This window comes from Paenibacillus sp. J31P13 (assembly GCF_056269295.1).
Map to the genome: position 1 here is coordinate 32,429 of NZ_JBWDNR010000006.1, position 26,683 is coordinate 59,111.

Consider the following 26,683-nt stretch of genomic DNA (forward strand, 5'->3'; position numbering starts at 1 on the left):
GCAATTAAGCGCCGTTGCGATGACGATATAGCAAGTAGATAAAGAATGGTGCTCCAATCGCCGCTGTGAAGACACCAGCAGGAATATCCAGCGGAATAAACGCGACTCTAGCGACAAGATCAGACAGCAACAATACAAGTGATCCGATCAAGGCAGATACGGGTATAACACCGCCATAAGCAGGTCCAACAAGCTTGCGAGCAATATGGGGAGCCATTAAACCGATAAAGTTGATTGCCCCGCCGATAGCGACTGCAGCGCCAGCAAGCGCGACACTTATAATGAGAAGAATTGTTCGTTTCGTATTTACAGAACTGCCGACGCTAGTTGCTACTTCATCTCCAAGTTCTTGTACGTTCAAATGTCTTGCATAAATAAGGGCAATAGGCATAAGCACGATGATCCATGGCAGCAGTGTCCATACATCTCTTTTCCAGGAGACGCCATAGATACTGCCTGTCATAAAGGTGAAAGCTTTAACGGCTACTGCAGTTGGCGTAAAGGATGCTGTTAGAATCAGCATATAGGTAACAGCCGTTAACGCAGTAGCCATTCCAATACCGATCAACACAAGTCGCAGCGGCGTTATACCGCGACGGTATGCAAATAAATAAATAAGAAATGCAGCGCCAAATGCTCCTGCGATCGCACTGATAGGCATAAAGCGGATACTTACATGTGAGAAATATAAAATGAATATAACCGTTCCGAGAGAGGCTCCCCCCGTAATACCGATAATATCAGGCGAAGTTAATGGATTGCGTACAATCCCTTGCAATAAGGCTCCCGATACCGCGAGTGCTGATCCGACCAATACAGCAATGACCACGCGAGGCATCCGCAGATTGAAAAGAATCATGAAGTCCGATGAATCCCCCATACCAAACAAGGTGCTTATGACTTTAAATGGACTGATCCAGGTACTCCCTAGTCCAGCACATACAACTACAGCTGCCAAGTTGGCAAGCAGCAATGAAATAATCGTTAACATGGTTCGACGCGAAAATTGAAAGGAATATTTCCGGCCTCTAAAGGTGATCCAAATATTCATGTTTAGACCTGCCCCCTTCTTGCTATGTATACAAAGAAAGGAACGCCGATAATAGCTGTCATAACCCCAACGGGAACTTCCTTTGGAAATGAAATATAACGTGAGCCAATATCTGCGGCAAGGAGCAGAACAGCGCCAATAACGATGCAATAGGGAACGACCCAGCGATAGTCTATTCCTACTAAATAACGAGTCAAGTGAGGAACAATAATGCCTACAAAAGCGATAGGACCAGCCATTGATACGGAGCCCCCTGCAAGCAATACGATTATGATTCCTGCTATTAGCTTAATGAATATTGTTTTTTGTCCTAGGCCAACAGCAACATCCTCGCCGAGCGCGAGCACATTCATATGTCTTGCAAGAAACAGTGCCCCTAATAGCGCAATACCCATGAAAGGTGCTGCAGCTGTAAAGATGTTCATATCACGTCCAGCGACAGATCCTACGAACCAATAAAGCACTTGATCGAAGGTTTGACCGCCTGTGAGCAGAACACCCAAAGACAGCGATGAGAAAAAGGCTGTCATGGCAGCACCGGCTAGCGTAACTTTAAGCGGTGTAAGGCCGTCGTTTCCAATAGAACCGAGTACATATACAAGAATGGCAGTGAATGCTGCACCAAAGAATGCGAGAGTAGCAAAAGTCGATAAACCGCTTGCTCCAAAAAAAGCAGAGCCAACTACTATAAAGAAGGCCGCTCCGGCATTTATTCCGAACAAGCTTGGTGAAGCGAGCTGGTTGCGAGTAATTCCTTGCATGAATGCTCCAGCTACGGCTAGACCTGCGCCTGCGGCAGCGGCTATGAATGCTCTTGGAACTCTTGCCGTCTGAATGATGAGATGCGCTTGCGATCCATCGAATGCGGTATAGGATTGTATAATAGTACGCCAACTGATGTTTGTCACACCGAAAGCGATGCTGCAAATGATGCCTGCTGCAAAGAGGATCAGCCCGATGAGCAGCCCTGCAATCTTTTGAGAACGTGTTGTTAAAAGCATGTCCATAAATTTCTCATTTCCTCTCTAACTGTGCCAGTCATTGCATAAATCGAATACATGCTACTCCAACATTTTAGGGGATGCATTACAGAGTGTCAATGAATTTGAAAATCATTATCATTCAATGGTTGACTTATTATCCAGCTCCTGATATAGTTCTTTTGAGATAATAATGAGAATCATTTTCATCATGAAGGGGAGTACATTTAAATGTTAAACGTACTAAAGAAGAAATTTACATGGACTACTACAGCAGCATTGTTGATAATCGCTATTGTGGTATCAGGCTGTGGTCAAAGCAATTCCAATAACAGCAACGGAAATGGTGCGAAACCAACAGAAACCGATGCGCCTAAAACAGAAGATGCACGCAAAATCACTCATGCTATGGGCGTGACTGAAATAAAAGGAACACCGGAGCGTATTGTCGTTCTTACTAATGAAGGAACGGAAGCATTGCTTGGACTTGGCATTAAACCAGTTGGAGCAGTAAAATCGTGGACTGGCGACCCTTGGTATGATCACATTAAAGCGGATATGGAAGGTGTTACGGTCGTAGGCGATGAGAGCCAACCGAACATGGAATTGATTGCTAGTCTAAAACCAGACCTTATTATCGGTAATAAATTGCGTCAAGAGAAAGTATATGACCAGCTCAATGCGATTGCACCGACTGTTTTCTCCGAAACACTTCGCGGCGAATGGCAGTCTAACTTCAAGCTTTATGCCGAGGCGCTTGGCAAAACAGCAGAAGCTGACAAAGTAATTGCCGACTACGAGAGCCGTGCTGCCGATTTCAAAGCTAAAGCAGGCGACAAGCTGAATCAAAAAGTATCAGTCGTTCGTTTCATGGCTGGAAAAACACGGATTTACTTAGAAGATACTTTTACAGGAATAGCATTCTCTAAACTTGGCATTACTCGTCCTGATAATCAAAAATACACAGATACATTTGTTGAAGAGATTACAAAGGAACGTCTTCCAGAAGTTGATGCAGATATGCTTTTCTACTTCACCTATGAGACAGGCGATGGCAAAGGCACAGGCATGGAAGAGGAAATGCTAAATGATCCGCTTTGGAAAAGCCTGCAAGTTGTGAAAAATAATAAAGCAATTAGAGTGAGCGATGCGATCTGGAATACATCTGGCGGTGTCGTTGCAGCTAACCTTATGCTTGACGAGCTTTATCAAATTTACGAAATTAAATAAAAGGTAAGCAGGAAGCAGTCGGGGCAGCCCGGTTGCTTCTTTTTTATACATTCGACAAAAAGACACATATCAATCAATTAATATGGATAATTATGTTTAATATGTCCTCAGTTGCGCATTAAATGTATTCGGTAATTATTTCCAAGGAATTGGTAAATGAAAATAAATGGGTCTAAAGTACTGTGTGTATTTCCAGTTCGCTTAAATCCAATAAAGAAGGTAACGGATGTAGATAGTGCCTGTGTAATAAAGGTTTAGCAGTTAGTTGATCATAAACATATAAAAATGATGGATGACTTTTCTGTTTATTTTTACAAGAGGCGTTTATGTCTATGTTCCCAGTTCGTCGAAAGTGTAATTAGGCAGAAGGGATGATGCTTGCCCTCCTCTCTCGAACTTACAATGTTAATAGTCCTATACTATTGAACATCGAGGGAGACATACATAATGACTTATAGTATGAAACGAAAGCTGGCAACAGCAACGCTAACAGCAACATTATTGTTTGGATCAGTAGCAGTCGTCCCAGCGGCCTTGGCTGCACAGGAAGCAGAAGTTCAATCAGGTGTAAATCTTCGCAGTGCGCCGTCAACATCGTCATCTGTTATTCGCACCTTGAAGAAGGGCGAAGAAGTAACGATTATCGAAACAGTTAATGCATACTGGTATAAAGTAAAAGATTCTACTGGGAAAACCGGCTACCTATCGTCATCCTCTCAATACTTGAAAATTCAAGCTCCAGTCCAATCAACTAAAACAAATGCAGTCGTTAAGGCATCTGTATCTTTCCGGAAAACGGCAAGTTCATCAGGAGAGAGAATTCGCTACCTAAAAAAGGGTGAACAGGTAACTGTTCTTGCCAAGACGAACAGCTATTGGTATGAAGTGAAGGACGAGAATGGCGTTCGCGGCTACGTCAGCACACAAGACACCTATTTAGATGTTAAAGGTGATATACCAGGCAATGGAACAACTAGTGGCGGCAGCTCTTCTAATAACGGAGGAGGCACGACGACGGTTCCTGAGGGAACAACAGGCGATGCAATAGAAAAATTGATAACGGCGGGGATGAAATATATTGGGACGCCATATGAATACGGCTCTGACCGCAACACGACAACAACATTTGATTGCTCCGACTTTGTAAGACAAGCCTTTATCGATGGTGTAGGCTTGAAGCTGCCTGCCGATTCGCGTCAGCAAGGAGTGTACGTGAAGGAGAAAGGCAATACAAAGACAGATTGGCGCAAGCTCAAGCGAGGCGATGTCGTATTTTTTATGGATTATAAAGGCTCGAAAGCATCTGCCTATAACGGAATTAATAAGTCCAAAGCAACCATCTCACATGATGGCATCTACTTGGGAGACGGAAAAATATTGCATACCTATTCAAAGGAAAGCGGTGGTGTGACCATTAGCAGCATGGAAGGTACACACTGGGAGTATCGTTTTCTATATGGCGGAAGCGCCCTGTAAATAACTGAAGAGCCGGTCAGGGAGTTTCCCAGATCGGCTTTTATTTGCTTTATTATTTATGATCCAACCTGTATTGTCGAATCATCTGCTTGTTTAGCACCAGCAAGCTTTTCCTGGAGTTCTTTTTTCTTGCGTAATTTTTTGCGAACAAGAAGAAAAATAATGATGATCGGCACAGCGCCAAAGAAAATATATAAGGATACGTTTTTGACCATGCCCTCGGCTGAACGACCATAGAAATAAAACAATAATCCAACGGTATAAAACTTTAAGCCTCTGCCAATCGCTGCGTAGCCAATCAATCGCCAAAGGGGAAAGTTTAAGCAACCAGATAAAATGGTGAAAACTTTAAATGGAATGGGCGTGAACGACCCAATAAGAATAGCTGCTTCGCCATTTTTTTGGAATCTTTCCGTAGCGCTGTCAATCCATTCTTTCTTTAAAAACTTATATAAAACGGATTTGCCCATTATTTTACCTAAATAATATCCAACTGGCGTCCCGAGGAGACAAGCGATATAACCAACAGTAGCTAACCATATTGCTGTAGATGGATTGAGTATGCTTAATGATACTTGAAGAAAGAATGCGGGAATGGGAAAAATAACTGCATCTAAGAAAGCGTGAATGAATAGTCCCAATGGTCCGAATTCCTTAAGAAAATCTACTACAGCTTGAAACATTACCAGGCTCCCTTTCCTTCAACATACCCATACATAAGGCTTGCTTATAAAGTATGATCATGCAAATTTGCTTTATATGCTTATTATATGATTCAGTTTGTTGAAAAAGCGCATAACGCTCGATATTTTATTATAGCATATTTAATACGGTTAAAAAGATGATAGGTGTCATGAATTTTGTAAAAAGATGGTTGTATGAATAAAAAATGAATGTTAATAGATCGCAAGCGAATATTAAAAAGCCGCAAAGCGTAGGAATTCGTTTCCTAAGCTCAGCGGCTTGTTAATCATATTCGACATTTTTATTGGATTAGTCTCGTATTTGTCGTCTAGATACGCCGCTTTGCTGAGCGGCTTGAATGACACGGCGGCGTACTTCCTCGACAACCCTTGTGTTGAATACGCTTGGCACGATGTATAGGCGATTTAACTCGTCATCACTGATGACAGATGCTATAGCTTCCGCTGCAGCGAGCTTCATCTCTTCATTAATCGTGGTAGCTCGGCTATCGAGCGCACCGCGGAATATGCCGGGAAAGCAAAGGACATTATTGATCTGATTCGGATAGTCTGATCTTCCAGTAGCGAATACGGCAACGATGTCCTCCGCGAGCTCGGGTCTTATTTCCGGCTCTGGATTAGCCATTGCAAACACAATTGGCTCAGCGTTCATCGTCCCAATCAGCTCGCGAGTTAAAATTCCTCCAGCCGACACACCTATGAATACATCGGTTTCTTTGAGCGCCTCAGCCAATCCTCCGCTAATACGCTCTGGATTGGTATTGTTCGCATACCATTGCCACATCGGATTGTCATAGCTGCGGTCTGCAGTCAATATGCCGTCGCGATCAACGCCAATAATGTGCTGCGCACCTCCGGCTATTAGCATTTTGGTGCATGCGGTGCCTGCTGCGCCAATGCCGCATATGACTATGCGTGCATCGCATAAGCTGCGGTCTGTCAGCTTTAGCGCATTGAGCAGACCCGCATAGAGGACAACAGCTGTTCCATGCTGATCATCATGGAAGACAGGAATATCCAGCTCTTGACGCAGACGCTGCTCAATTTCAAAGCAGCGAGGTGCTGAGATATCCTCCAAATTGATACCTCCAAAAGCGGGAGCGAGATTTTTGACAGTAGCAATAATGGCTTCTGTATCCTGTGTATCAAGACAGATGGGGAATGCGTCCACCTCCGCAAATTGCTTGAACAGCATCGCCTTTCCTTCCATTACCGGCATTGCCGCATAGGGACCGATGTTTCCGAGACCAAGTACGGCGCTTCCGTCAGATATAACAGCTACTGTGTTTCTTTTGATCGTCAGCGTATAGGCCTTGGAGGGCTCATCATGAATTGCTTTGCACACGCGGGCGACATCTGGTGTATAAACACGTGACAAGTCGTCCCGGTTTTGAATTGGTGTTTTGGGTTGAATGGTTATTTTTCCGCCGAGATGAAGCAGAAACGTACGATCGGAAATATGCAGCAAACGTATGCCTGGAAGTTCTCCCAATACTTTCGTAATTCGATCCGCTGCACCTTGCTCTGCCATTTTTACGGTAAGATCGCGAATACTCTTATTTTTGTCCGTATGTATGACATCAATGGCAACGATATCTCCTTTTGCAGCTTCAATGGCTGTTGCTGCTTTTCCGAACTGGGCTAAATTCGTATCGATTTCTAGCCTTAGAATAATGGTTTTTCCATCGGTCATTTGTGAACTCACGATAAACAGCTCCCTTCATTCATTTATACTATGCGACTTAGGGAATACAATTTATGCTTCATTTGCAATTGGAGAAGAAAGCCGTCACTGCATTAGTCGCAGGACGGCTTTCGGACAACTCGTAGGGTTATATTGTAGGTTTCGCATCATGTGTAAGTTATCCCTGAATTTAACCGAGGCCTCTGAATCATGAATGAGAGAGAACCATTTGTCTACGGTATCATTGGAGTCGAGCATTTCACCATAACCGTTGTTAATGAAGTATTCGCAGTTTTCTTCTTCTTGACCAGGAATGGGATCATAGAACAACATGGGTATTCCTTTGCTCATCCCTTCGGTACATGTCATTCCGCCGGGCTTCGTAATCAATAGATCGGATACATCCATCAGTTTATTTACTTCACGTGTAAAGCCTAGAATATGAATGTTTGGATGCTGGAACAGTGGATCAGCTCCCATCTTTTCCTTCATTTTCTCATTCGAGCCTACGCAAAAAATAAGCTGCGTGCTCTCGCGCCATTTGGTCATATAAGCCAGCGCATTGTCTTCATACATGATTCCCCATCCTCCGCCCATAATAAGTACGGTTGGGAGGGGTTTTAGATTAAATTCTTGTCTTACCTCTTCTTTATCGTATGTATGCCAGAAATTTGGATGCACAGGGATACCAGTTACCTCAATGCTATCAGCCTGTACACCTTTTTCCATGAGACGATCCTTCACAAGCATCGAAGAAACCAAATAATGATTAACTTCCTTGCTTACCCAAGAACCATGAGCATCATAGTCTGTAATTAGCGTATATAGCGGCATATCAAGTCCAAGACGCTTGAGTCTTGCAACAACTGAATTAGGTCCAGGATGTGTACAGACAATCAGATCTGGTTTTAGTTGGGATATTACCTGAGATGTTTGGGTATAAAACATACGATGAATCGCCAGCTGCGTAAGCCGATTAAAAGATTTTTTATAATTGCTTCGGTACATCAGGCCTACCATCTTAGGCTGTTTACTTACCGTTTTCCGGTAAGCGGATATGATCCAGGGCCCAAGTACGGGGTTAAGAAATTTTCCAAGCTCGATAACGCGAGTTTGAATTCCCGGATCCAGTTGCTTTAAACCAACTGAGAGCGCATAGGCAGCTTGAGTATGGCCGGAGCCAAAGCCTTCTGAGAGCAGAAGCACTCTTTTCTTACGCATTCATTCCACCTACTTTTCTAATTCCATATTACGATGCAAGTGCGACTAACACAAGTTTTATCCGCAAGGCTTGCGAATAAAGGGGCTGATAAATTATCCTTAACTACAGTCACTAATATGATAAGCATATGAAAGACTTGATCCCACTATATTTACATATATTTTACATTTATAAATAAATAATAGATATGGAGATGAGAAGCAATGAATGGAACAAATCAAGCAAATCATAATTTAGCTATTGGGGATATCGTGAGAGCGGAGGTTCGCTCTGGTCATTATGTTGGCGAGCTGCTGGAATTAAATGGACCGCGCGGGCTAGTGAAGGTGCTTGCTGTACTTAAACATCCTGAGCAGGGGGATTTACATAATCCGTACAATCCGGATGTTCCTATGTTTCACGAGCGGCGCGCTCTTAGCTTTACAGAAAAAACAAATGTACTCTTGCGTGATATGAAGCCTTATTCGGGTCATGTACCAGAATATAACGATTCTTTGAAGGCAGCTGTTGCAGATGAGATCGCGAATCTTGATCGCTTGCAGCGCTGGGCAACTAAAGGACTTGAGCAAATGCAACAGCTTCAAAGGGAATATAAGTAGCTTACGTTCGATTTTGCGCAAAAAGCATTCTTTTTATGCCCAGTACAATCACAGCATAGCATGGTGCGTATGGAAATATAGCAGCTTAGCTCGTAAAACTTCCATTAAGTTGCTATTCAATAAATACATGTCCTTTTGATAAAATGAAAACAGAAAATACAACAGCAAGCCATGAGCTATACTTTCTCTCAAACGTACAAAAGGGAAACGAAATGCAAAAAATGTGACCAAAATGTACGCTTTTTTCGTAAAAAAGTACAAACATCTAGGCGACAATTATAAAAATATTAAATTGATTCCAGTATGGCCTGATGATAAAATAATATAATAATCTAATCGTATTGTCGCGGTATACGAGTCGGTATATAGTCGATTAAACGTATATGTCTAGTTAGGGATAACAAGTACGTTTAACTTATAAATGGCAAGGGCAGACCGATGCGTCTCGCTGACTACCATTCTATGATAAATTAAGTCAAAAATGAAGTGTAATGCGTAATCATCGATGCTTATTTTCAACACGTACACGCTTCACGCTTACCCAAAAATCTTCTCATAGAAAGGTTGCAAACAATGAAAGAACATATTTTGGGATTGCCGCCTAAGCAGGGGCTTTATGATCCGCAGTTTGAGAAAGATGCTTGCGGCATGGGCTTCGTGGCCAACATCAAAGGTATTAAATCGCACAAGGTCATCCGTCAGGCGCTGATGCTGCTCGAGAACATGGAGCATCGCGGCGGTCAAGGCAGCGAGCCGAACACGGGAGATGGAGCGGGTATATTGCTTCAAATTCCACATGCCTTTTTTGCAACGGAATTGAAAAAACAAGAAATTGAGCTTCCTAAGGAAGGTCAATATGCAGTTGGTATGATCTTTATGCCCCAAAATGAAGCTGCGCGCATTGCTATTGAGCGTGAAGTGGAAGCAATCGTGCAGGAAGAAAACCAATCGCTGATTGGCTGGAGAACAGTTCCTACGAACGATGAGAAGCTCGGTGATTCTGCACTAGCTGTTAAGCCTTATGTCCGTCAATTGTTTATCGGTATGAACGAGGGCTTGAAGGACAACATGGCATTTGAACGCAAATTGTACGTTATTCGTAAGCGCGCTGAGCTTGCGATTCGATACGCCGGCAAAGAAGGCGGCAATATGTTCTATTTCTCGAGCTTGTCCTCGAGGAAGATCGTTTACAAAGGGATGCTTACAACAGAGCAAGTTCGTTCATTCTACACAGAGCTTAATGATGAGTCCGTCGTTTCGGCGATGGCGCTTGTTCACTCCCGCTTTAGTACGAACACATTCCCAAGCTGGGAACGTGCGCATCCTTTCCATTATATGATTCACAACGGCGAAATTAATACGCTTCGCGGTAATGTGAACTGGATGCATGCTCGTCAAACCTTGTTTGCAACAGAATTATTCGGCGACGATCTTGAGAAAATCAAGCCGATCATTAATCCGGATGGCTCTGATACAGCAATGTTTGATAATACGCTTGAGTTCCTATTCTTGTCTGGCCGTTCTATGGCGCATGCGGCGATGATGATGGTGCCAGAGCCTTGGTCCAATCATGAGAGCATGAGCGATGAGCGTAAGGCATTCTATGAATATCACAGCACTTTGATGGAACCGTGGGATGGACCAGCCGCACTTGGCTTTACAGACGGCGTGAAAATCGGTGCAGTACTAGATCGTAATGGTCTTCGCCCAGCACGTTATTATGTGACGAAGGATGACCATATCATTCTTGGCTCTGAAGCGGGAACGGTTGAAATTCCTGCTGAAGATATTTTATATAAAGATCGCTTGCGTCCAGGACGCATGCTGCTTGTAGATACAGAACAAGGACGCATCATTTCCGATGAGGAAGTGAAAGCGGAGATTGAAACGGAGTATCCTTACCGTGAGTGGCTAGATGAGCACCTCGTTGATTTGGAGGAACTTCCGGATGCGCCTGAATTACCTGAACCGAATCATGAAACAGTTCAAATGAGACAACAAGCATTCGGCTATACTTTTGAAGATATTCGCAAAGTGCTGGAGCCGATGGCTGGCAGCGGAGCAGAGCCAATCTCATCTATGGGTTATGATGCTCCTCTTGCTGTTTTGTCGGATCGTCCACAGCGCCTATACAACTACTTTAAGCAGCTATTTGCTCAAGTAACGAATCCGCCGATTGATGCGATTCGTGAGGAGATTATTACTGCAACTGGCACGACAATTGGACCTGAGCGAAATCTATTGAACCCAGAGCCGGAAAGCTGTCGTCATATCAAGCTGGCAACGCCGATCTTGTCTAACGAGGAGTTTGCTAAGCTTCGTCATGTACGCCGTCCTGGCTTCCGTTCTATTACGCTTCCTATCTTCTTCCCGGCGAATGAAGGCGAAGCTGGTTTACGCGCTGCGCTTACACAAATGTGTGAAGCTGCGGATCGAGTAATTGCAAAAGGCCATAACCTGCTTATTCTATCCGATCGCGGAGTAGACAAGGAGAATGCTGCAATTCCGGCATTGCTAGCTGTGTCAGCTCTTCATCATCATCTGATTCGTCAAGGTACTCGTACTAAGGTTGCCTTGCTGCTTGAATCCGGCGAGCCGCGTGAAGTACATCACTTTGCCTTGCTGCTTGGATATGGCGTTAATGCCGTTAACCCTTATCTTGCATTCGAATCGCTTGATGATATGATTCGCCAAGGCATGATTCGCGGCGTATCACATGATAAAGCTGTGAAAAACTTTATTAAAGCAGCAACAAAAGGCGTTACAAAAATACTATCCAAAATGGGTATTTCGACTATTCAATCCTACCGCGGCGCACAAATCTTTGAAGCGCTCGGCTTGAAAGAGGATGTCATTAATGAGTACTTCACTTGGACACCGTCTCGTATTGGCGGTATCGGCCTTGATGTTATCGCGGAAGAAACATTAAAGCATCATAATCGCGCATTCTCTGAGCAAGAGGGCAGCGAGAAGGAGCTAGATTCCGGAGGTGAATACCAATGGCGCAAAGACGGTGAAGACCATTTGTTTACACCGCAAACTATTCATACCCTTCAAATGGCTGCAAGAGGCAATGACTATAAGCTTTACAAAAAGTTCTCTGCTCTTGTTCAAGGTGAAGATAAGAAGCATCTTACCCTGCGTTCTTTGTTGAAATTCAAAGAAGGTCGGGAAGCTGTTCCGCTCGAGGAAGTAGAACCATTAGAATCGATCGTCAAACGGTTTAAAACGGGAGCTATGTCCTTTGGCTCCATCAGTAAGGAAGCGCATGAGAGCTTGGCTATTGCGATGAACCGTCTAGGCGGCAAATCCAATACAGGTGAAGGCGGGGAGGACCCTGCTCGCTTCATTCCTGATGCAAACGGCGATTCCAGACGAAGCGCAATCAAGCAGGTAGCATCGGGACGTTTTGGCGTAACGAGCAACTACTTGGTCAATGCGGATGAAATTCAAATTAAAATGGCCCAAGGCGCTAAGCCTGGTGAAGGCGGACAATTGCCTGGTCTTAAAGTATATCCTTGGGTTGCCGAGGTTCGGGGTTCTACACCTGGTGTAGGTCTAATCTCACCACCGCCGCATCATGATATTTATTCTATCGAGGATTTGGCTGAGCTTGTTCATGATTTGAAAAATGCTAACCCGCGTGCTCGCATAAATGTGAAGCTCGTATCAGGCGTAGGCGTTGGTACAATAGCGACAGGTGTAGCGAAAGGCCGCGCAGATGTCATTATGGTCAGCGGTTATGACGGCGGAACGGGAGCATCACCAATGGGATCGATCCGGCATGCGGGTCTTCCTTGGGAGCTTGGCCTTGCAGAAACACATCAAACCTTGATGCTGAACAATCTGCGTGATCGCGTCGTTCTTGAAACAGACGGTAAAATGATGAATGGCCGTGACGTGGCAATTGCCATATTGCTTGGAGCTGAAGAATATGGCTTCTCAACTGCCCCACTCATCGTTCTTGGATGTATCATGATGCGTGTATGTCAGTTGGATACATGTCCAGTTGGCGTTGCGACACAAAATCCGGAACTTCGGAAAAAATTCATGGGCGATCCGAGCCATGTTGTAAACTACTTGCGTTTCATTGCGGAGGATCTGCGCGAAATTATGGCAGAGCTAGGCTTCCGTACCATTCAAGAGATGGTTGGACGCGTTGATATTTTGGAAACGAAACAAATGCTTGAGCATTACAAAACCAAAGGTATTGATCTTTCAAACATGCTATACGAAGCAGATGTGCCTAAGGATGCTGCACGTTACAATGTTCAAGAGCAAAATCATGGTCTTGAGCTGTCGCTTGATATGCAGAAGCTTGTACCACAGGCTCAAGCTGCACTGGAAAGCGGCGAACACGTACGCGGAACGTTCCCGATTCTTAACACGAACCGTGTTGTTGGAACAATTCTAGGCAGTGAGGTTACTCGTCGATATGGCGCAGCAGGCTTGCCGGAAGATACAATCTCTTATCACTTTGTAGGTACTGCCGGACAAAGCTTTGGCGCATTCGTTCCGAAGGGAATAACACTTTCCATCGAGGGCGATTCTAATGACTACTTCGGTAAAGGTCTCTCTGGCGGTAAACTAAGTGTTGCTCCGTCACCGAAAGCTACCTTTGTAGCTGAGGAGAACGTTATTATCGGAAACACTGCGCTATATGGTGCAACTAGCGGTCAAGCATATATTCGCGGGACAGCTGGAGAACGCTTTGCTGTTCGGAACAGTGGAGCTAATGTTGTAGTAGAAGGCGTAGGCGATCATGGTTGTGAGTATATGACAGGCGGACGCGTTGTTGTTCTAGGTCGTACAGGACGCAACTTTGCAGCAGGTATGTCTGGCGGTGTAGCCTATATCTATGATGAGCAAGGCGATTTCTTCAACCAATGCAATTTGGAGATGGTGTTGCTGGAGCGTCTTGAAGAATCAGAGGACATTGCTGAGCTTCGCGGAATGATCGAACGCCATGTAGAGTATACGGAGAGCGCAGTTGGTTCTCGTGTACTTAACGACTGGGATGCATCGATTGTGAAGTTTGTGAAAGTTATTCCTAAGGATTACAAACGGATGCTTGAGCAAATTCGCAAGGTTGAAGATTCAGGCTTGCAAGGTGAAGAAGCTCTGCTAGCAGCTTTCGAAGCCAACAAAAGAGAGCTTGCACGCGCAGGCGGAAAATAATGATATCATCCCCCGCCTAATGGCAGGGACGATTACTAAACAACAAAGGGACTGTCGACGAAGTGGTGCAACCACTTAGGCGACAGTCCCTTTTATTTTTCGACAAAATCTCATCAAAATAGAAGAAAGTTGCGTCCACTAACCGACAAATTCCATCCGACGACTCGGGTATAATCATGTTATTATTCCTTACAGAACTATCATTCTAGTAAGGTCCTGTCATAGGGTAAGAGATGACGATGGAGGTATGAAGAATGACGATCTCTTCAAATGCTAGCTCTCGCTCGCACAATAGGCTGCAATTCACAGAGGGCGTTCAGGCAGAGCTTCGATTAATTAATAAATCGGGCAAGCAGCTGACCAATTCGATGACTATCGTATACTTGCAAAATATTAGTCAGGACGGTTTATGTTTTGTGTCAAATCTACAGCTGCCCATTCAACCGAATTACCTCGTTGAATTCCGTATGGTCATTTCAAAAGTGCAGCTTATCGTACATGGTCGAATACTTTGGCAATCGGCGAATGGTGACGAATATATTCATGGTGTTGTTTTTGTATGCTCAGAGGCAATGCGTTCATTAATAATAGGTGTCATGAATCACGAATTGTTACTGCGGCAACCAAAACATCAAAAGATGCATGAATCATATAATAGACTGCTCTATACGAATAAAATCTATTATTCCAGCTAATATAAAGCGTTCTCCTATATAAAATTTCGAAAGGAGGGTACACAGGTTGAAGATCATTTTATTATCAGGCGGATCTGGAAAAAGACTGTGGCCCTTATCAAATGGCAAACGGGCAAAGCAATATTTATCTGTCCTGGAAGGGCCTGACGGACATAAGGAATCCATGCTGCAACGATTATGGAGACAGCTTGGCGATGCAGACCTGCAGGAGCATACACGAATTGCAACCTGTAGTGAGCAAGTTGAACTGGTACAGCGACAAGCTGGAGCAAGGGCGCCTCTCATTATAGAGCCGGAGCAAAGCGGTACCTTTCCAGCGGCAGCTCTAGCAGCTGCTTATTTGCATTCCATAGCAGGGGTGGCATTAAATGAGACAGTCATTATTATCCCAGTTGATGCCTATGTAGAAAGTGAATTCTTCCAATGTGTGAGAGGCCTGCCTAAGCTGATGAGAGAAAGCAGATCGGAGCTTCTATTAGTTGGTACGAACCCAAGCTATCCGACAGAGCAATATGGCTATATCGTGCCAGAGAAACATCATTATTACAATGAAGAGGAAGTAATTGAACGCAAAATAAGAGATTTTAAAGAAAAGCCTTATGAGGTAGAAGCTAAAGCATTGATAGATAAAGGTGCGCTTTGGAATAGCGGCATATATGCCTTCCAGCTTGATTTTATGATTACTATGCTAATGGATCGAGGATTACCTATTCATTATGATGAGCTGTATAAGCAGTATAGTAAACTGCCAAGAACAAGCTTTGAAGCCGAGGTCACTCAAAAATGCACTTCAAAGTCCGTTATCAATTATCATGGCGCTTGGAAAGATATCGGTACTTGGAAGACATTATCGGAGGAGATTTCCTTCCAGCAGCTTGGAATAGGAGAGTTATCCGATGATTGTGAGCAAACTCAGCTATTTAATGAACTGGATATACCGATTAGTGTGATTGGCTTGAAAAATGTAATTGTAGCGGCCAGTCTAGACGGCATCCTTGTCACAACGAAGGAAGCAAGCTCGATATTAAATGATAAGCTTCAAAAAATGAATGAGCGCCCTAAATATGAGGAAAGGCGCTGGGGCCATACCAAAGTGATCGATTGCTCAAATCTCACTGCCGGGCATCAAGCGGTGACTAGAAGAATCTTTATAGCTGCGGGACAAAATATGAGCTATCATTTGCATTTTAAACGCAAGGAAGTATGGACGATTTTATCAGGAGAAGGGGTACTCATCATGGATGAAATTTATCGTGCTGTTGCTCCAGGGGATTCCATACAAATACCTGAACGTACCAGACATAGCCTGCGCGCTGTTACCGATATTGAGCTGATTGAGGTACAAACGGGAGTAAGCATTAGTGAGGATGATATTATTAGGCTGGGTCTTACATGGGAAGAGATTAATAGTCAATTAAATCTGGTGTAGGAGACTATGGGATGGTCGACCGGAATGTGCTGGCTGTCATTATCGCAAAGATTATTAATAAACGAGGCTCTATAGATGTAACATGCTATGGGCACGCTATGTTTCCCTTTCTACGAGAAGGAAACATTTCGACATTCGTTCGGGTTCAAGAAGAAGGATTGCAAATCGGCGATGTATGCTTATTCGCAAATAACTCGGGAAATCTTTTGCTTTACCGCATTATTGATGTGGATAATGAACAACAGACGGCGCTTTATACATTCCGCGGTGATACCTGTGATAAGCCGGAATATCCAGTTGATTTTTCTCGTATTATTGGGAAGCTGCAAGCTGTTCATCGCAATGGACGAGTGGTTTATGCGGATCACTGGAAATCCTGTCTATTGGAAGCGGCTGTACTGCAAATTCCATACTGGTCGAAGCTATCCAGATGGATGGCTAATCGAAGATATAATCATACATCCACCATATAATATGATATTATGTATAATGAAGGTTAGATAGGCCTGATACAATCATTACGAAATAGAGAGGAAGCGATCTATCGAATGATGTGTTCAAAGGACAATTTTTATTGTGTTAGTTGCGGAGAGATGGTTTCCAAGCCTGAGGCGGATATATTGTTTCGAACAGGTTTTTTTCGAGTAGTACATCGAATGGGCTATTGCTTAGCATGCAGTCATGAGCAGGATAGACTAGACGCATTAGCTGGATCATCAGGAAAGACGAGTAACTATGACTATAAAATATTCCTTCGTGCAGATGCAAAAATTGCCGAACATGTTGTAGAGCCCTATCGAACGGATGATAATGATTGCCTCTTTCCTGCAGGACATCTGTAGGAGGGGGCTTTTTTTTGGAAACTTCCAATTGTTTCCTTGATGGTTTATAATAGTAAGGATTTTGGACTTTATGAGGAGGAGTACGGAGATGGATTTGGATCAGCCTATTGTTAGATTACAAAATGTCACAAAAAAAATCGGTAAACGTACCATCATTGATGGCATTACGCTTGACCTGCCGCTAGGAGAAGTTTTTGGCTTTCTAGGTCCCAATGGTTCGGGTAAGACGACAACCATTCGAATGATGGTAGGCTTGATGTCTTTGACAGCTGGAGAAATAACAATTGGTGGATATAGCATAACTAAGGATTACGAGAAAGCTATTCGTTATGTTGGTGCAATTGTAGAGAATCCTGAAATGTATAAATATTTGAGTGGTTATGATAATTTAATTCATTATGCAAGAATGATACCAGGTGTAACAGAGCACCGTGTGCATGAGGTTGTGAAACTGGTTGGGCTTGAAGGACGCATTCGTGATAAAGTAAAAACTTACTCACTTGGCATGAGGCAGCGTCTAGGTGTTGCGCAAGCGATTCTACATAAACCAAAGCTTCTAATATTGGATGAGCCGACAAACGGATTAGATCCAGCAGGGATTCGCGAGCTTCGTGATTATTTACGGATGCTATCCAAGGAGGAAGGTCTTGCGGTATTCGTCTCCAGCCATTTACTTTCCGAAATGGAGCTTATGTGTGATCGTGTTGCCATTATCCAAAGCGGAAAGCTGATCGATGTGCGAACCATTAAAGGAGCAGAAGCTTCTACTGAGAATGCGCGTGTACTCATCGAAGTTGATCGTCAGCAAGGAGCGATCGAGGCATTGCTTAGCGAGGGCATAAGTGCAGTCGCAGAAGGCAATCAAGCTATTCTGATAGAAACGAACAGAGAAGGTACAGCAGCCATTAACGCCATACTAGTATCTGCTGGCATCAAGGTATACAGCATCCGTACGCACGTGAAATCACTTGAAGATCAGTTCTTGGAAGTGACAGGAGGGGAACGAATTGGTTAACTTTTTGCAGCTTGTTCGTAATGAAAATATGAAAATCTATTATCGTCCCCGCACATGGGTGATGACAGGTATAATGGTTATGCTTGTATTAGCCATATCTATTTTATGGCTCATTTTCGGCGGTAGAGATACTTCAATGTGGGATGTTGCCATATTAGAATCGTCGATCCTGTTTATGCTTGTTACTATATTTACAGTGGTTATAGCTGCCGGCGGCGTAGCTGAAGAGTTTACGAGCGGAACCATTAAGCTGTTATTGATTCGTCCTTGGTCACGCTCAAAAATATTGCTGTCCAAGTATATTTCAATTATGCTGTTTGCCATAATGCTTGCGGTTATCTTGTTCGGAAGCACCTTGCTCGTAAATTGGATTTGTTTTGGCATTAATGCATCGCCGGATTTAGCTATAAACTTTGTCGGCAAAGAAGGAACAGATCCTGTTTCCTATATGCTGCAGTACTATGGCTTGACGCTAATATCGTTAGTTGTGACGGTAACCCTTGCATTTATGCTATCTACGGTGTTCCGCAGCGGCGGGCTCGCTATTGGGATGGCACTGTTCTTAATGCTTGGGATTAACAGCTTTATCGGACTAATTGCTATGCTGAAATATAAATGGATTGATTATTTATTGTTTATTCACTTGAATTTGACACAGTACTTAGATGGCAATCCGATGCGTGAAGGGATGACATTAGGCTACTCCCTAGGCGTCTTAGGTGTTTATTATGTCATATTTATAGCGATAACCTGGTATATCTTCAATAAGCGTGATGTAGCATCCTAATCCATTAAACTTGTTTATAAAAAAAGCCGTTCCTGCTGTTTCTGCTTCTTCTGAAGTGTGACAGTAGAGAAACGGCTTTATTTATTCTTACCCTGCCTGACGCGATTTTTCCTTGGCTTCCTTTATATTCATTTCTTTGGTATTAAGACTCGCCGGTTCTGTTTCTGCAAGAGCGCGATTTTTCGAATCAATTGCTTTCTCCATTCGGGAATTGCCGTTAAGCATGCCCCCGTCCTGAATAATAAGTGTATGAGCAGTAATATTGCCGTTGAGATGGCCGGAAGAGGTAATAATGAGCCGACCTCTTGTTTGAATATCACCGAATACGGTTCCAGCAACTGTAACATCACGGGCTGTAATATTCGATTTTACTAAGCCGCATTCTCCGATGATGACATCTCCCTTGCACTCGATATCTCCGTGGTATTCTCCTTCAATGCGAAGACTTGCTTCACAAACTAGCTTTCCCTCACCAAGTGTACCCTGTCCGATTAAGGTATCGGTTGCGGCAAGTCGCTTATTCTCTTTGAACATTTTGATTATTCCTCCTTTATCCTTATTGTTTTCTAACTGGTCATAAAAACTTTTGTTTCTCTAGGTCTCTTGCGCTAGAAATGGAATAGGATTAACAGCTTCATTCATTTGAAAGATTTGAAAATGCAAATGAGGCCCTGTGCTTCTCCCGCTAGAACCTATTGAACCGATTTTCTCACCTCGAAGGATGGAGTCGCCTTCTTTTACAGCAATATTCTTCAAATGCATGTATGCGCTTTGCAAGCCTCCCAAATGGTCAATAACGATAAAATTGCCAAGAGCGCTCTGAAATCCGGTTTCAGATACCGTGCCGTCTGCTGCACTAAATACCGGATCTCCCAGCTTGCCTACGATATCAATACCTGCATGAAAGGTGGTGTGTCTAGTAAAGGGATCGCTGCGATATCCAAATCCTGAGGTCATTTGCTTGGAGTGTGTTGGCCAGCCTGAGGGGTATCCGTCCACTGTCTTTCTTTTCTCATGCGCAAGAACTAGGGTCTGCTGCATGGACTGCTCCATACTGTCAACCATGGCGTTTAGACTGCGCAGATTCAGGTTAGTTTGCAACGCTATAGCCGTAATGCTCCTTTGATCAGTTGGGCTGGAGAAGTAAGATCTGTCCGCGATTGCTGTTGACGATCGATTATTTTTGGAAGAACCAGTGAAATCGTTAGCGGTTCCATAGCTGGATGGCGTTATCGATTTTCCGTATTTATCAATAAATTGCTTTAGTTTAAGCTCTAGCTCCTGAAGCTCGTTTACCTTTGTATTCAGTTGCTCGGCTTGGCCCGACAGGTCGAGCACTTCTTGCTGTAAGGATCGAATGGCTTCATCCTTGCTAAATACGGTATCGGTGAGATAGGCATTCTGTTGAGATAATTGCCCCTCCACTTGATGTAAATCATAGGTCGATTTAACGAGGAGTCCCGCAAAACAGCCCGTAACCGCAAGAATGGCAACCGTCGGTGCAGCTAAGACAGAACGTTTCGATACATGAAACTGCTTTACTTTTTTGTCAGCGCCGCGCATCACGACAACAGACCACTTTGGCGTCCGTGCTTGTTTCAATAGAGTTCTCCTTTCTTTTGAGATAAATCCAAAAGCAATCAGAACGTTCTATTGCTATTTATTCTTGGAAGCTTTAAAACATACCAATAATCTTATCGAAAAAGGAAGAAAGACTGCCCATTCCACATTCGTTATGTGGATGAACAGTCTTAGGGAATGTATAGGTTTGAGATTGTTTATTGAGCGGCAGCAAGCTCAACTTGAGAGATCGTTTCTACCATCGTTGGTGTGAATGCGAATTCACGGCCTTGCTGCTGTTCTGGTGGAAGTGATGAAAGCTGATCGATTCTGCGTTGTACCTCATCAGATAGAGCGGTAATACGATCCTTATACTTCGCAGCAGCATCTGTATTTTTCTCAGCGACAGCGGTCTTGTTAGCCGCAGCATAAGAGGTTATAGCAGCTTCATACATATTAATGTCCCAAGGAAACTTACTAACCCCTTCCTCGATCAAAGCAAGGGATTCATCAAATTGCCCCTTTTTCTGAAGCAACTGATAGTATGACATGATAATTGCCCGGTTATAAGGATCATATTTCTTCGCAACTCTAAGCGTTTCTATAGCCTGGTCTAAAAGCTCAACACTGTTTGTTTGCGTATAACCTTGGTCCAGCCAATTTGCTTTTGTAAGGGAGAAGCCGGATTGTTTTGGTGAAATTTTAATGGATTTCTCCAGCATAGGCAAAAGATTATCAAGTGTTGTTTGCTGTTGAAGTGCTAGCGAGAACGTTTTATTGTATTTTTGCACAGCACTATTATCACGAATGGCAACAATCAATAAAAGGATGGATAGCAGTCCTAGAGCAATCGGATAGATCTGTTTCTGCCAGCTTTTGCTCGTTACATTGGTTAACTTTTCAATTATCAGCTTATTGCTATAAGGAGCCAGCATACAGCCGAGAGATAAAAATACGATTGCGCAAATGAAAATATAACTCATGTTAAAATCGATGGCACTGTGAATAAGAATAGTAAGCGAAATGATGAAAAAGATAAAATGACTGCCCCTCTTCTCTGGAAAACGGATGAAGGAGCGAATATATAGGAAATAAATAAACCCGATAATGGCTATCAGTGCGAGCAAGCCAATCCAACCTGTTTCTACAAGCACTTGAACATAATAGCTATGAGATTGTCTGCTCCAGTAAGGATTGTTCTGGTATTGTTCAAACAACGCTTGCCAAGCCCCGCCGCCGCCTCCAAGCAGTGGATAATCCTCCGATAAACGAAGGCCATCCTTGTAGAAGGTCAATCGCTCCAAAACGCTGTGCTGCTGGAAATTAATATTTTCAAAACGAGCAGCAATTTTTTCAGGAAGCAGACCACGAATGGCGCTGCTGCTCATAAGAGCTCCAACTACTGCACCGGTAAAAACTATAATCAAACCAGGTACAGCTGCAAATGACCATTTACGTGCTTGAAGCTTAGCCGTTTTTGACTCTAAAGGCTTACTAAGTTTCGCATGGAATAACATGATAACTGCTGTTGTCACCAACATTCCTAAAAGCAGTAATCCCCAGCTTTGCAAAGGCAGGGAGCTGAATAAAGAGATTGGAGTTTGTATTTTCTCTTCCGTTGGTTGAACGATTTTGGCGATTGCATCAGCATTAGTCGTTAATTTACCTAAGATAACCATTGAAACGATAACAGATACAACCATAAATACAATGAAAGTGATTTGTTTAGCTAAGCGAAGGAATGGAATAAGGATAAGCACCATGATCGGAATGATAACGATGGCTCCGCGTGAGTATGTGAACATAAACGAGATCCAAATGGGTACGAGCATTGCTGCATGTATCATTCTTGCAGATGGTCTGATGCAATGAACGGCGTAGTAAAGACTAACTAGAAAGAGTGCAGTTAGGAATCCTGCGTATGTATTGGAATATTGAAAAACGGAAGTCAGCCGGTATCCATCATGAGCCAGCCATAGCGCATCCTTATAGTAGGTTTGTCCAAATAAATTGAATAGACCGAACAACACAACGATATAGGAGGTCAGCATTAGAGCATTTTCGATTAGTTTACGATTGCGTATTGAATCTGCGAAATACATGCCGCCAATAAATAGAGCGGCGAGCAGGAAAGAAATGAGAGTCATAAATTTAGCGTAATAGCTAGAAACCGCTTGAAAAGAAGACAACCAATATAGAAGTGGAAGTATAAGGATAACAATCGACAAAATACTTCGATAGCTGTTCAATTGCCACCTGCGGAGTACAAAGACAGAAGTGAGCAGCATGAGCAAGAATCCAAAGATCAGAGCACTGTAAATGACAGAGTCAAACCCTAGTTCATATCCATTAAATAATGCTCGATTATAAGGTGAAATAAGGAGAAAAAAGGATATGGCGATGGTTCCCAGCCACTGTAAAAGCGAAAAATCTGATTTTAAAGCCAAGTCAATGCTTGTTTCATTCTTTCGTGCGCTCATTCGTACGACTCCTCATTCCTGTTTATGTATATAAAAAACAATGTCACTACTAAGTGTATTTTAGCAAATGAGGGAATAGATTACTATATTAGAAGGTGTAATTTGTATGAAGTTTACATTTTTGTGGGAATGGAGGTTTTGTCGATAACTAACACAATCTTCAATAATTCTACAATTTGTTCTGTATTTGAGTCATAATAAGGTATTAATATGGAAGGAACTTTGGTAAGATAACAGGGGTAGTATAGATAAATTTAATGAAATAGAATATACCAGCATTCAAAGTTGTTATACTCTTGTTGGGATGTTAAATTGGAAAATACGGCGGTGAATAATATAAAGAGAAATTTTGTAAAAATATTATATAAATTAGCAATCCCATTCAAAAGAGTTGTATCACCTATAATTCCAGCTAATACTTTACAAAAAATAAAAAAAAAAATATTAAATTTAAATAACTCGGAATACAAAGGTAGTAATAAGACGCTTAAAGAAATTGAGAGTAAGGGTGTAAATTTAATTGGTTATGCCAGAGCAGAGATGGGTATTGGAGAGTCTTGTAGACTTGCTGCTAATACATTAAAAAACACAGATATTCCATTTGGTATTATTAACTTTTCAGGGACGAATAGCTCAAGGAAAACGGACTTAACGTGGATTCAGAATGAAGTGGATAAACCGCTATACAGTATTAATATATTTCACATAAATGCTGAACAGATGCCAGAGATTAATTTGATATATGGTGACTCACTTTTCTCAAATAGATACAATATTGGTTATTGGCATTGGGAATTACCAGACTTTCCTGATGATTGGCTTGAGAGCTTTAATTATGTAGATGAAATTTGGGTTCCTTCTACTTTTGTCTCAGAATCTATATCTATGAAGAGCCCAGTCCCAGTTGTGAAAATCCCTCATTCAATTGAAGTGAAAATTCATGAGCAAAGAAATCGTACATCTTTTAGATTACCTGAGCAATCTTTTTTGTTTTTAACTATGTATGACATAAACAGTGTTCAAGAACGTAAAAATCCAAAGGCATCAATAGAGTCCTTCAAGCTGGCATTTGCTCCAGATGATATGAGTGTAGGGCTAGTAGTGAAAGTAAATGGTTCTATAGCAAATTTAAAAGAGAATAGTTATCTCAGTGAACTTATAGATAATTACAAAAACGTCTATATTATAGATGGTACGATAAGCCGGAATGATATTAATTCTTTAATTAATGTTGTAGATAGTTTTATTTCATTACATAGGAGCGAAGGATTTGGACTTGGTTTTGCTGAAGCTATGTATTTAGGAAAACCTGTAATTGGGACTAACTGGTCATCTAACACTGATTTCATGAAACATACAAACGCATGTCTTGTTAATTATGAGCTTGTACCTCTGGAGAGAGATTATGGTCCATATAAAGCATATCAACATTGGGCTAATCCTGATATTAATCATGCTGCTGAATATATGAACAGATTAGTGATTGATCGTACTTTCTATAGTACAGTTGCTTCTTCTGGCCAAGCATATATTCGAGAACATTACTCACCATTAATAGTAGGTGAATTAGTTAGAAAAAGACTAGACTATATATATAAGTGGAAATTCGGAGGCTAGTATGAAAACAACTTGTTTAATAATGGCTGGTGGAAAAGGCGAAAGATTTTGGCCGAGAAGCAGAGTTAATTTACCAAAACAGTTTTTAAATATTTCTGGTAACAAGTCTATGATTCAACAAACAATTGATCGGTTAAAAACTTTCATTCCCGTGGAACAAATTTTTATTATCACAAATGAGTTGTATGCAGAATTAATAAAAGCTCAAATACCTGACTTACCGATTGAAAATATTATAATCGAACCTATAGGACGTAATACGGCACCTTGTGTGGGTCTTGCTTCTATAATTATTGAAGAAAAATATCCAGATAGCTCGATGATTGTTATTCCATCAGATCATATTATAAAAAATGAAGAAGAATTTATTAGAGTTTTGAAAACAGCTGTTGAAGTAAGTAGTGTTGACGATAGACTAGTTACATTAGGTATTACTCCAACATATCCTGAAACAGGATATGGCTATGTGGAAAGTACATCAAATTCTCTTCGTGTTAATGATTCTTTAGTACATAAAGTAAATAAATTTATTGAAAAACCAAATGAAGCAAAAGCAAAACAGTATTTATTAGAAGGGAACTATTATTGGAATAGTGGTATTTTTGTATGGAAGGTTGAAGTTATACGTGAATATATCAAAAAACTAATGCCAGAAATGCATGATTTAATTGAAACAATGAAAATAGGGTTTAGACAATTTGATCGTGATGATGTAATTCGTTCTGAGTTTCCAAAAATGCCAGATCAATCAATTGACTATGGTATTATGGAAAAAGCAAACAATATTTACGTAATACCTTGTATCTTAGGATGGGATGATGTTGGAAGTTGGACAGCCTTAGACAGAATAAATGATCAAGATGATAATGGCAATGTAATTAAAGGGAATATACTAAATATCGATACAAAGCGTTGTATTATTGAAAGTAATGGCAAGTTAATCGCCACATTGGGTGTTGAAGATTTAATTATTGTAGAAACGAATGATGTAACATTAATTTGTAAGAAAGATAAAGCACAGGAAATTAAATCTCTAATAAAAGAACTTAAGATACAAAAGCTGGAACAGTACTTATAAATTAAATACAATTAAACTATTTATCTATAATAAGGAGAGTTACAAAATGATAAAACGTGCACTTATAACAGGTATTACAGGACAGGATGGATCTTATTTAGCGGATTTATTATTAGAGAAAGGATACAAAGTATTTGCTATTCGCAGAAGAACGAGTGTGCCTATTATGGAAAATATTGCAGATATTGTGGATAAGATAGAAATTATCGATGGCGATTTATTGGATATAAGTTCTCTTATACAAGCAGTTAAAATTGCTAACCCGGATGAGGTATATAATTTAGCAGCACAATCATTTGTTGGTACATCTTGGGATCAGCCGCTTTTGACTGGTCAGGTTACGGCACTTGGCGTTGCTAATATGCTTGAAGCTGTTCGTATTGTAAAACCAACTGCTCGTTTTTATCAAGCTTCAAGTAGTGAAATGTTTGGAAAAGTATTGGAAACCCCCCAAACAGAGACAACGCCGTTCTATCCTAGAAGCCCTTACGGAGCAGCAAAAGTATATGGTCATTGGATGACTGTTAACTATCGAGAAAGTTTTGATATGTTTGCATGCTCAGGGATTTTATTTAATCATGAGTCTCCAAGAAGAGGAATCGAATTTGTCACGAGAAAGATTACTGATGCTGTAGCGAAAATCAAATTAGGTCTTCAAAATGAGTTGAGATTGGGCAACTTAGATTCTTTGCGTGACTGGGGATTTGCGAAAGATTACGTTGAATGCATGTGGTTGATGCTGCAACAGGATCAACCTGATGATTATGTTATTGCAACTGGTGAAATGCACTCAGTGAGAGAATTCTGTGAAATTGCATTTGGTTACGTGGGTTTAAATTATCAAGATTATGTCGTTACAGATCCTAAATTTTTTAGAGCTGCAGAAGTAGATTTACTGCTTGGTAATCCCGCCAAAGCAATAAAAACGTTAGATTGGATACCACAAAAAACTACTTTCAAACAACTTGTAGAACTAATGGTTGATGCAGATTTAGAAAGAGTAAGACGTACTGTTAATTACGCATCCCCTATAACTAGTAATGCATAAAGTGAGTG

At 41.9% G+C, this 26,683-nt stretch carries 21 protein-coding genes; 13 read left to right on the plus strand and 8 right to left on the minus strand.

Translation table 11 applies throughout. The features are described 5' to 3' along the window. Window positions 1-4 precede the first annotated feature (4 nt). Together AC0YOD_RS19815 and AC0YOD_RS19820 are read right to left on the minus strand one after the other, a co-directional pair. On the minus strand, window positions 5-1,051 hold the full coding sequence (locus tag AC0YOD_RS19815) for a FecCD family ABC transporter permease (RefSeq protein ID WP_475801064.1): 1,047 nt from the start codon (window positions 1,049-1,051) through the stop codon (window positions 5-7). Between the two features lie 2 nt (window positions 1,052-1,053). Next, the gene (locus tag AC0YOD_RS19820; RefSeq protein ID WP_475801065.1) at window positions 1,054-2,058 is read right to left on the minus strand and encodes a FecCD family ABC transporter permease; all 1,005 of its coding nucleotides are present in this window, start codon (window positions 2,056-2,058) and stop codon (window positions 1,054-1,056) included. Window positions 2,059-2,262: 204 nt separating this feature from the next. Between AC0YOD_RS19820 and AC0YOD_RS19825 the strand changes: the two genes are divergently transcribed. Together AC0YOD_RS19825 and AC0YOD_RS19830 are read left to right on the plus strand one after the other, a co-directional pair. Next, a complete protein-coding gene (locus tag AC0YOD_RS19825) occupies window positions 2,263-3,261 on the plus strand; it encodes an ABC transporter substrate-binding protein (RefSeq protein ID WP_475801066.1) in 999 nt (332 codons plus the stop codon). Window positions 3,262-3,708: 447 nt separating this feature from the next. Further along, entirely contained in the window at window positions 3,709-4,737 is a 1,029-nt protein-coding gene (locus tag AC0YOD_RS19830; RefSeq protein ID WP_475801067.1) for a C40 family peptidase, read from the plus strand. A 56-nt stretch (window positions 4,738-4,793) separates the two neighbouring features. Here the strand turns inward: AC0YOD_RS19830 and AC0YOD_RS19835 are convergent, their stop codons facing one another. From AC0YOD_RS19835 to AC0YOD_RS19845, 3 genes are all read right to left on the minus strand, one after another. Further along, window positions 4,794-5,420, minus strand: coding sequence for a YqaA family protein (locus tag AC0YOD_RS19835; protein WP_475801068.1), 627 nt, complete (start codon window positions 5,418-5,420; stop codon window positions 4,794-4,796). 310 nt (window positions 5,421-5,730) lie between these two features. Then, a complete protein-coding gene (locus tag AC0YOD_RS19840) occupies window positions 5,731-7,134 on the minus strand; it encodes an NAD-dependent malic enzyme (RefSeq protein WP_475801292.1) in 1,404 nt (467 codons plus the stop codon). Between the two features lie 96 nt (window positions 7,135-7,230). After that, window positions 7,231-8,346 (minus strand): MGDG synthase family glycosyltransferase, encoded by a 1,116-nt coding sequence (locus tag AC0YOD_RS19845; RefSeq protein ID WP_475801069.1) that lies wholly within the window; start codon window positions 8,344-8,346, stop codon window positions 7,231-7,233. A 204-nt stretch (window positions 8,347-8,550) separates the two neighbouring features. On the opposite strand from AC0YOD_RS19845, the gene kapB reads away from it, so the two are divergent. From kapB to AC0YOD_RS19885, 8 genes are all read left to right on the plus strand, one after another. Beyond that, window positions 8,551-8,946: a kinase-associated lipoprotein KapB gene (gene kapB / locus AC0YOD_RS19850; protein WP_475801070.1), complete on the plus strand. Its 396-nt coding sequence runs from the start codon at window positions 8,551-8,553 to the stop codon at window positions 8,944-8,946. 573 nt (window positions 8,947-9,519) lie between these two features. Then, the gene (gltB, locus tag AC0YOD_RS19855) at window positions 9,520-14,124 is read left to right on the plus strand and encodes a glutamate synthase large subunit (protein ID WP_475801071.1); all 4,605 of its coding nucleotides are present in this window, start codon (window positions 9,520-9,522) and stop codon (window positions 14,122-14,124) included. A 254-nt stretch (window positions 14,125-14,378) separates the two neighbouring features. After that, window positions 14,379-14,819, plus strand: coding sequence for a PilZ domain-containing protein (locus AC0YOD_RS19860; RefSeq protein ID WP_475801072.1), 441 nt, complete (start codon window positions 14,379-14,381; stop codon window positions 14,817-14,819). A gap of 46 nt (window positions 14,820-14,865) precedes the next feature. After that, window positions 14,866-16,248 (plus strand): sugar phosphate nucleotidyltransferase, encoded by a 1,383-nt coding sequence (locus AC0YOD_RS19865; protein ID WP_475801073.1) that lies wholly within the window; start codon window positions 14,866-14,868, stop codon window positions 16,246-16,248. 11 nt (window positions 16,249-16,259) lie between these two features. Next, window positions 16,260-16,721 carry a S24/S26 family peptidase gene (locus tag AC0YOD_RS19870; protein ID WP_475801074.1) on the plus strand — a complete coding sequence of 154 codons (462 nt, stop codon included), beginning with the start codon at window positions 16,260-16,262 and terminating at the stop codon, window positions 16,719-16,721. Window positions 16,722-16,796: 75 nt separating this feature from the next. Continuing rightward, entirely contained in the window at window positions 16,797-17,090 is a 294-nt protein-coding gene (locus tag AC0YOD_RS19875) for a hypothetical protein (RefSeq protein WP_475801075.1), read from the plus strand. Window positions 17,091-17,178: 88 nt separating this feature from the next. Continuing rightward, on the plus strand, window positions 17,179-18,105 hold the full coding sequence (locus tag AC0YOD_RS19880; RefSeq protein WP_475801076.1) for an ABC transporter ATP-binding protein: 927 nt from the start codon (window positions 17,179-17,181) through the stop codon (window positions 18,103-18,105). Then, window positions 18,098-18,892: an ABC transporter permease gene (locus tag AC0YOD_RS19885; RefSeq protein WP_475801077.1), complete on the plus strand. Its 795-nt coding sequence runs from the start codon at window positions 18,098-18,100 to the stop codon at window positions 18,890-18,892. Before AC0YOD_RS19880 ends, AC0YOD_RS19885 begins: the two co-directional genes overlap by 8 nt. An 87-nt stretch (window positions 18,893-18,979) precedes the next feature. Here AC0YOD_RS19885 and AC0YOD_RS19890 read toward each other — a convergent pair whose 3' ends face one another. From AC0YOD_RS19890 to AC0YOD_RS19900, 3 genes are all read right to left on the minus strand, one after another. Further along, window positions 18,980-19,426, minus strand: coding sequence for a bactofilin family protein (locus AC0YOD_RS19890; protein WP_475801078.1), 447 nt, complete (start codon window positions 19,424-19,426; stop codon window positions 18,980-18,982). 60 nt (window positions 19,427-19,486) lie between these two features. Continuing rightward, on the minus strand, window positions 19,487-20,494 hold the full coding sequence (locus AC0YOD_RS19895; RefSeq protein WP_475801079.1) for a peptidoglycan DD-metalloendopeptidase family protein: 1,008 nt from the start codon (window positions 20,492-20,494) through the stop codon (window positions 19,487-19,489). Window positions 20,495-20,670: 176 nt separating this feature from the next. Continuing rightward, window positions 20,671-22,932, minus strand: a complete 2,262-nt coding sequence (locus AC0YOD_RS19900) for an O-antigen ligase family protein (RefSeq protein WP_475801080.1) — start codon at window positions 22,930-22,932, stop codon at window positions 20,671-20,673. A 312-nt stretch (window positions 22,933-23,244) separates the two neighbouring features. On the opposite strand from AC0YOD_RS19900, the gene AC0YOD_RS19905 reads away from it, so the two are divergent. The 3 genes from AC0YOD_RS19905 to gmd are packed head-to-tail and all read left to right on the plus strand — an operon-like array spanning window position 23,245 to window position 26,675. Beyond that, complete coding sequence (locus tag AC0YOD_RS19905; RefSeq protein WP_475801081.1) at window positions 23,245-24,549, plus strand: glycosyltransferase; 1,305 nt, start codon at window positions 23,245-23,247, stop codon at window positions 24,547-24,549. Window position 24,550: 1 nt separating this feature from the next. Continuing rightward, complete coding sequence (locus AC0YOD_RS19910) at window positions 24,551-25,627, plus strand: mannose-1-phosphate guanylyltransferase (RefSeq protein WP_475801082.1); 1,077 nt, start codon at window positions 24,551-24,553, stop codon at window positions 25,625-25,627. A 49-nt stretch (window positions 25,628-25,676) separates the two neighbouring features. Then, window positions 25,677-26,675, plus strand: coding sequence for a GDP-mannose 4,6-dehydratase (gmd, locus tag AC0YOD_RS19915; protein WP_475801293.1), 999 nt, complete (start codon window positions 25,677-25,679; stop codon window positions 26,673-26,675). The last annotated feature ends 8 nt before the right edge of the window (window positions 26,676-26,683 follow it).

Excerpts from the sequence above, each read along its gene's own strand:
- AC0YOD_RS19815 (WP_475801064.1), bottom strand. The coding sequence starts at position 1,051 with ATGAATATTTGGATCACCTTTAGAGGCCGGAAATATTCCTTTCAATTT.
- AC0YOD_RS19820 (WP_475801065.1), bottom strand. The coding sequence starts at position 2,058 with ATGGACATGCTTTTAACAACACGTTCTCAAAAGATTGCAGGGCTGCTC.
- AC0YOD_RS19825 (WP_475801066.1), top strand. The coding sequence starts at position 2,263 with ATGTTAAACGTACTAAAGAAGAAATTTACATGGACTACTACAGCAGCA.
- AC0YOD_RS19830 (WP_475801067.1), top strand. The coding sequence starts at position 3,709 with ATGACTTATAGTATGAAACGAAAGCTGGCAACAGCAACGCTAACAGCA.
- AC0YOD_RS19835 (WP_475801068.1), bottom strand. The coding sequence starts at position 5,420 with ATGTTTCAAGCTGTAGTAGATTTTCTTAAGGAATTCGGACCATTGGGA.
- AC0YOD_RS19840 (WP_475801292.1), bottom strand. The coding sequence starts at position 7,134 with ATGACCGATGGAAAAACCATTATTCTAAGGCTAGAAATCGATACGAAT.
- AC0YOD_RS19845 (WP_475801069.1), bottom strand. The coding sequence starts at position 8,346 with ATGCGTAAGAAAAGAGTGCTTCTGCTCTCAGAAGGCTTTGGCTCCGGC.
- kapB (WP_475801070.1), top strand. The coding sequence starts at position 8,551 with ATGAATGGAACAAATCAAGCAAATCATAATTTAGCTATTGGGGATATC.
- gltB (WP_475801071.1), top strand. The coding sequence starts at position 9,520 with ATGAAAGAACATATTTTGGGATTGCCGCCTAAGCAGGGGCTTTATGAT.
- AC0YOD_RS19860 (WP_475801072.1), top strand. The coding sequence starts at position 14,379 with ATGACGATCTCTTCAAATGCTAGCTCTCGCTCGCACAATAGGCTGCAA.
- AC0YOD_RS19870 (WP_475801074.1), top strand. The coding sequence starts at position 16,260 with ATGGTCGACCGGAATGTGCTGGCTGTCATTATCGCAAAGATTATTAAT.
- AC0YOD_RS19875 (WP_475801075.1), top strand. The coding sequence starts at position 16,797 with ATGATGTGTTCAAAGGACAATTTTTATTGTGTTAGTTGCGGAGAGATG.
- AC0YOD_RS19880 (WP_475801076.1), top strand. The coding sequence starts at position 17,179 with ATGGATTTGGATCAGCCTATTGTTAGATTACAAAATGTCACAAAAAAA.
- AC0YOD_RS19890 (WP_475801078.1), bottom strand. The coding sequence starts at position 19,426 with ATGTTCAAAGAGAATAAGCGACTTGCCGCAACCGATACCTTAATCGGA.
- AC0YOD_RS19900 (WP_475801080.1), bottom strand. The coding sequence starts at position 22,932 with ATGAGCGCACGAAAGAATGAAACAAGCATTGACTTGGCTTTAAAATCA.
- AC0YOD_RS19910 (WP_475801082.1), top strand. The coding sequence starts at position 24,551 with ATGAAAACAACTTGTTTAATAATGGCTGGTGGAAAAGGCGAAAGATTT.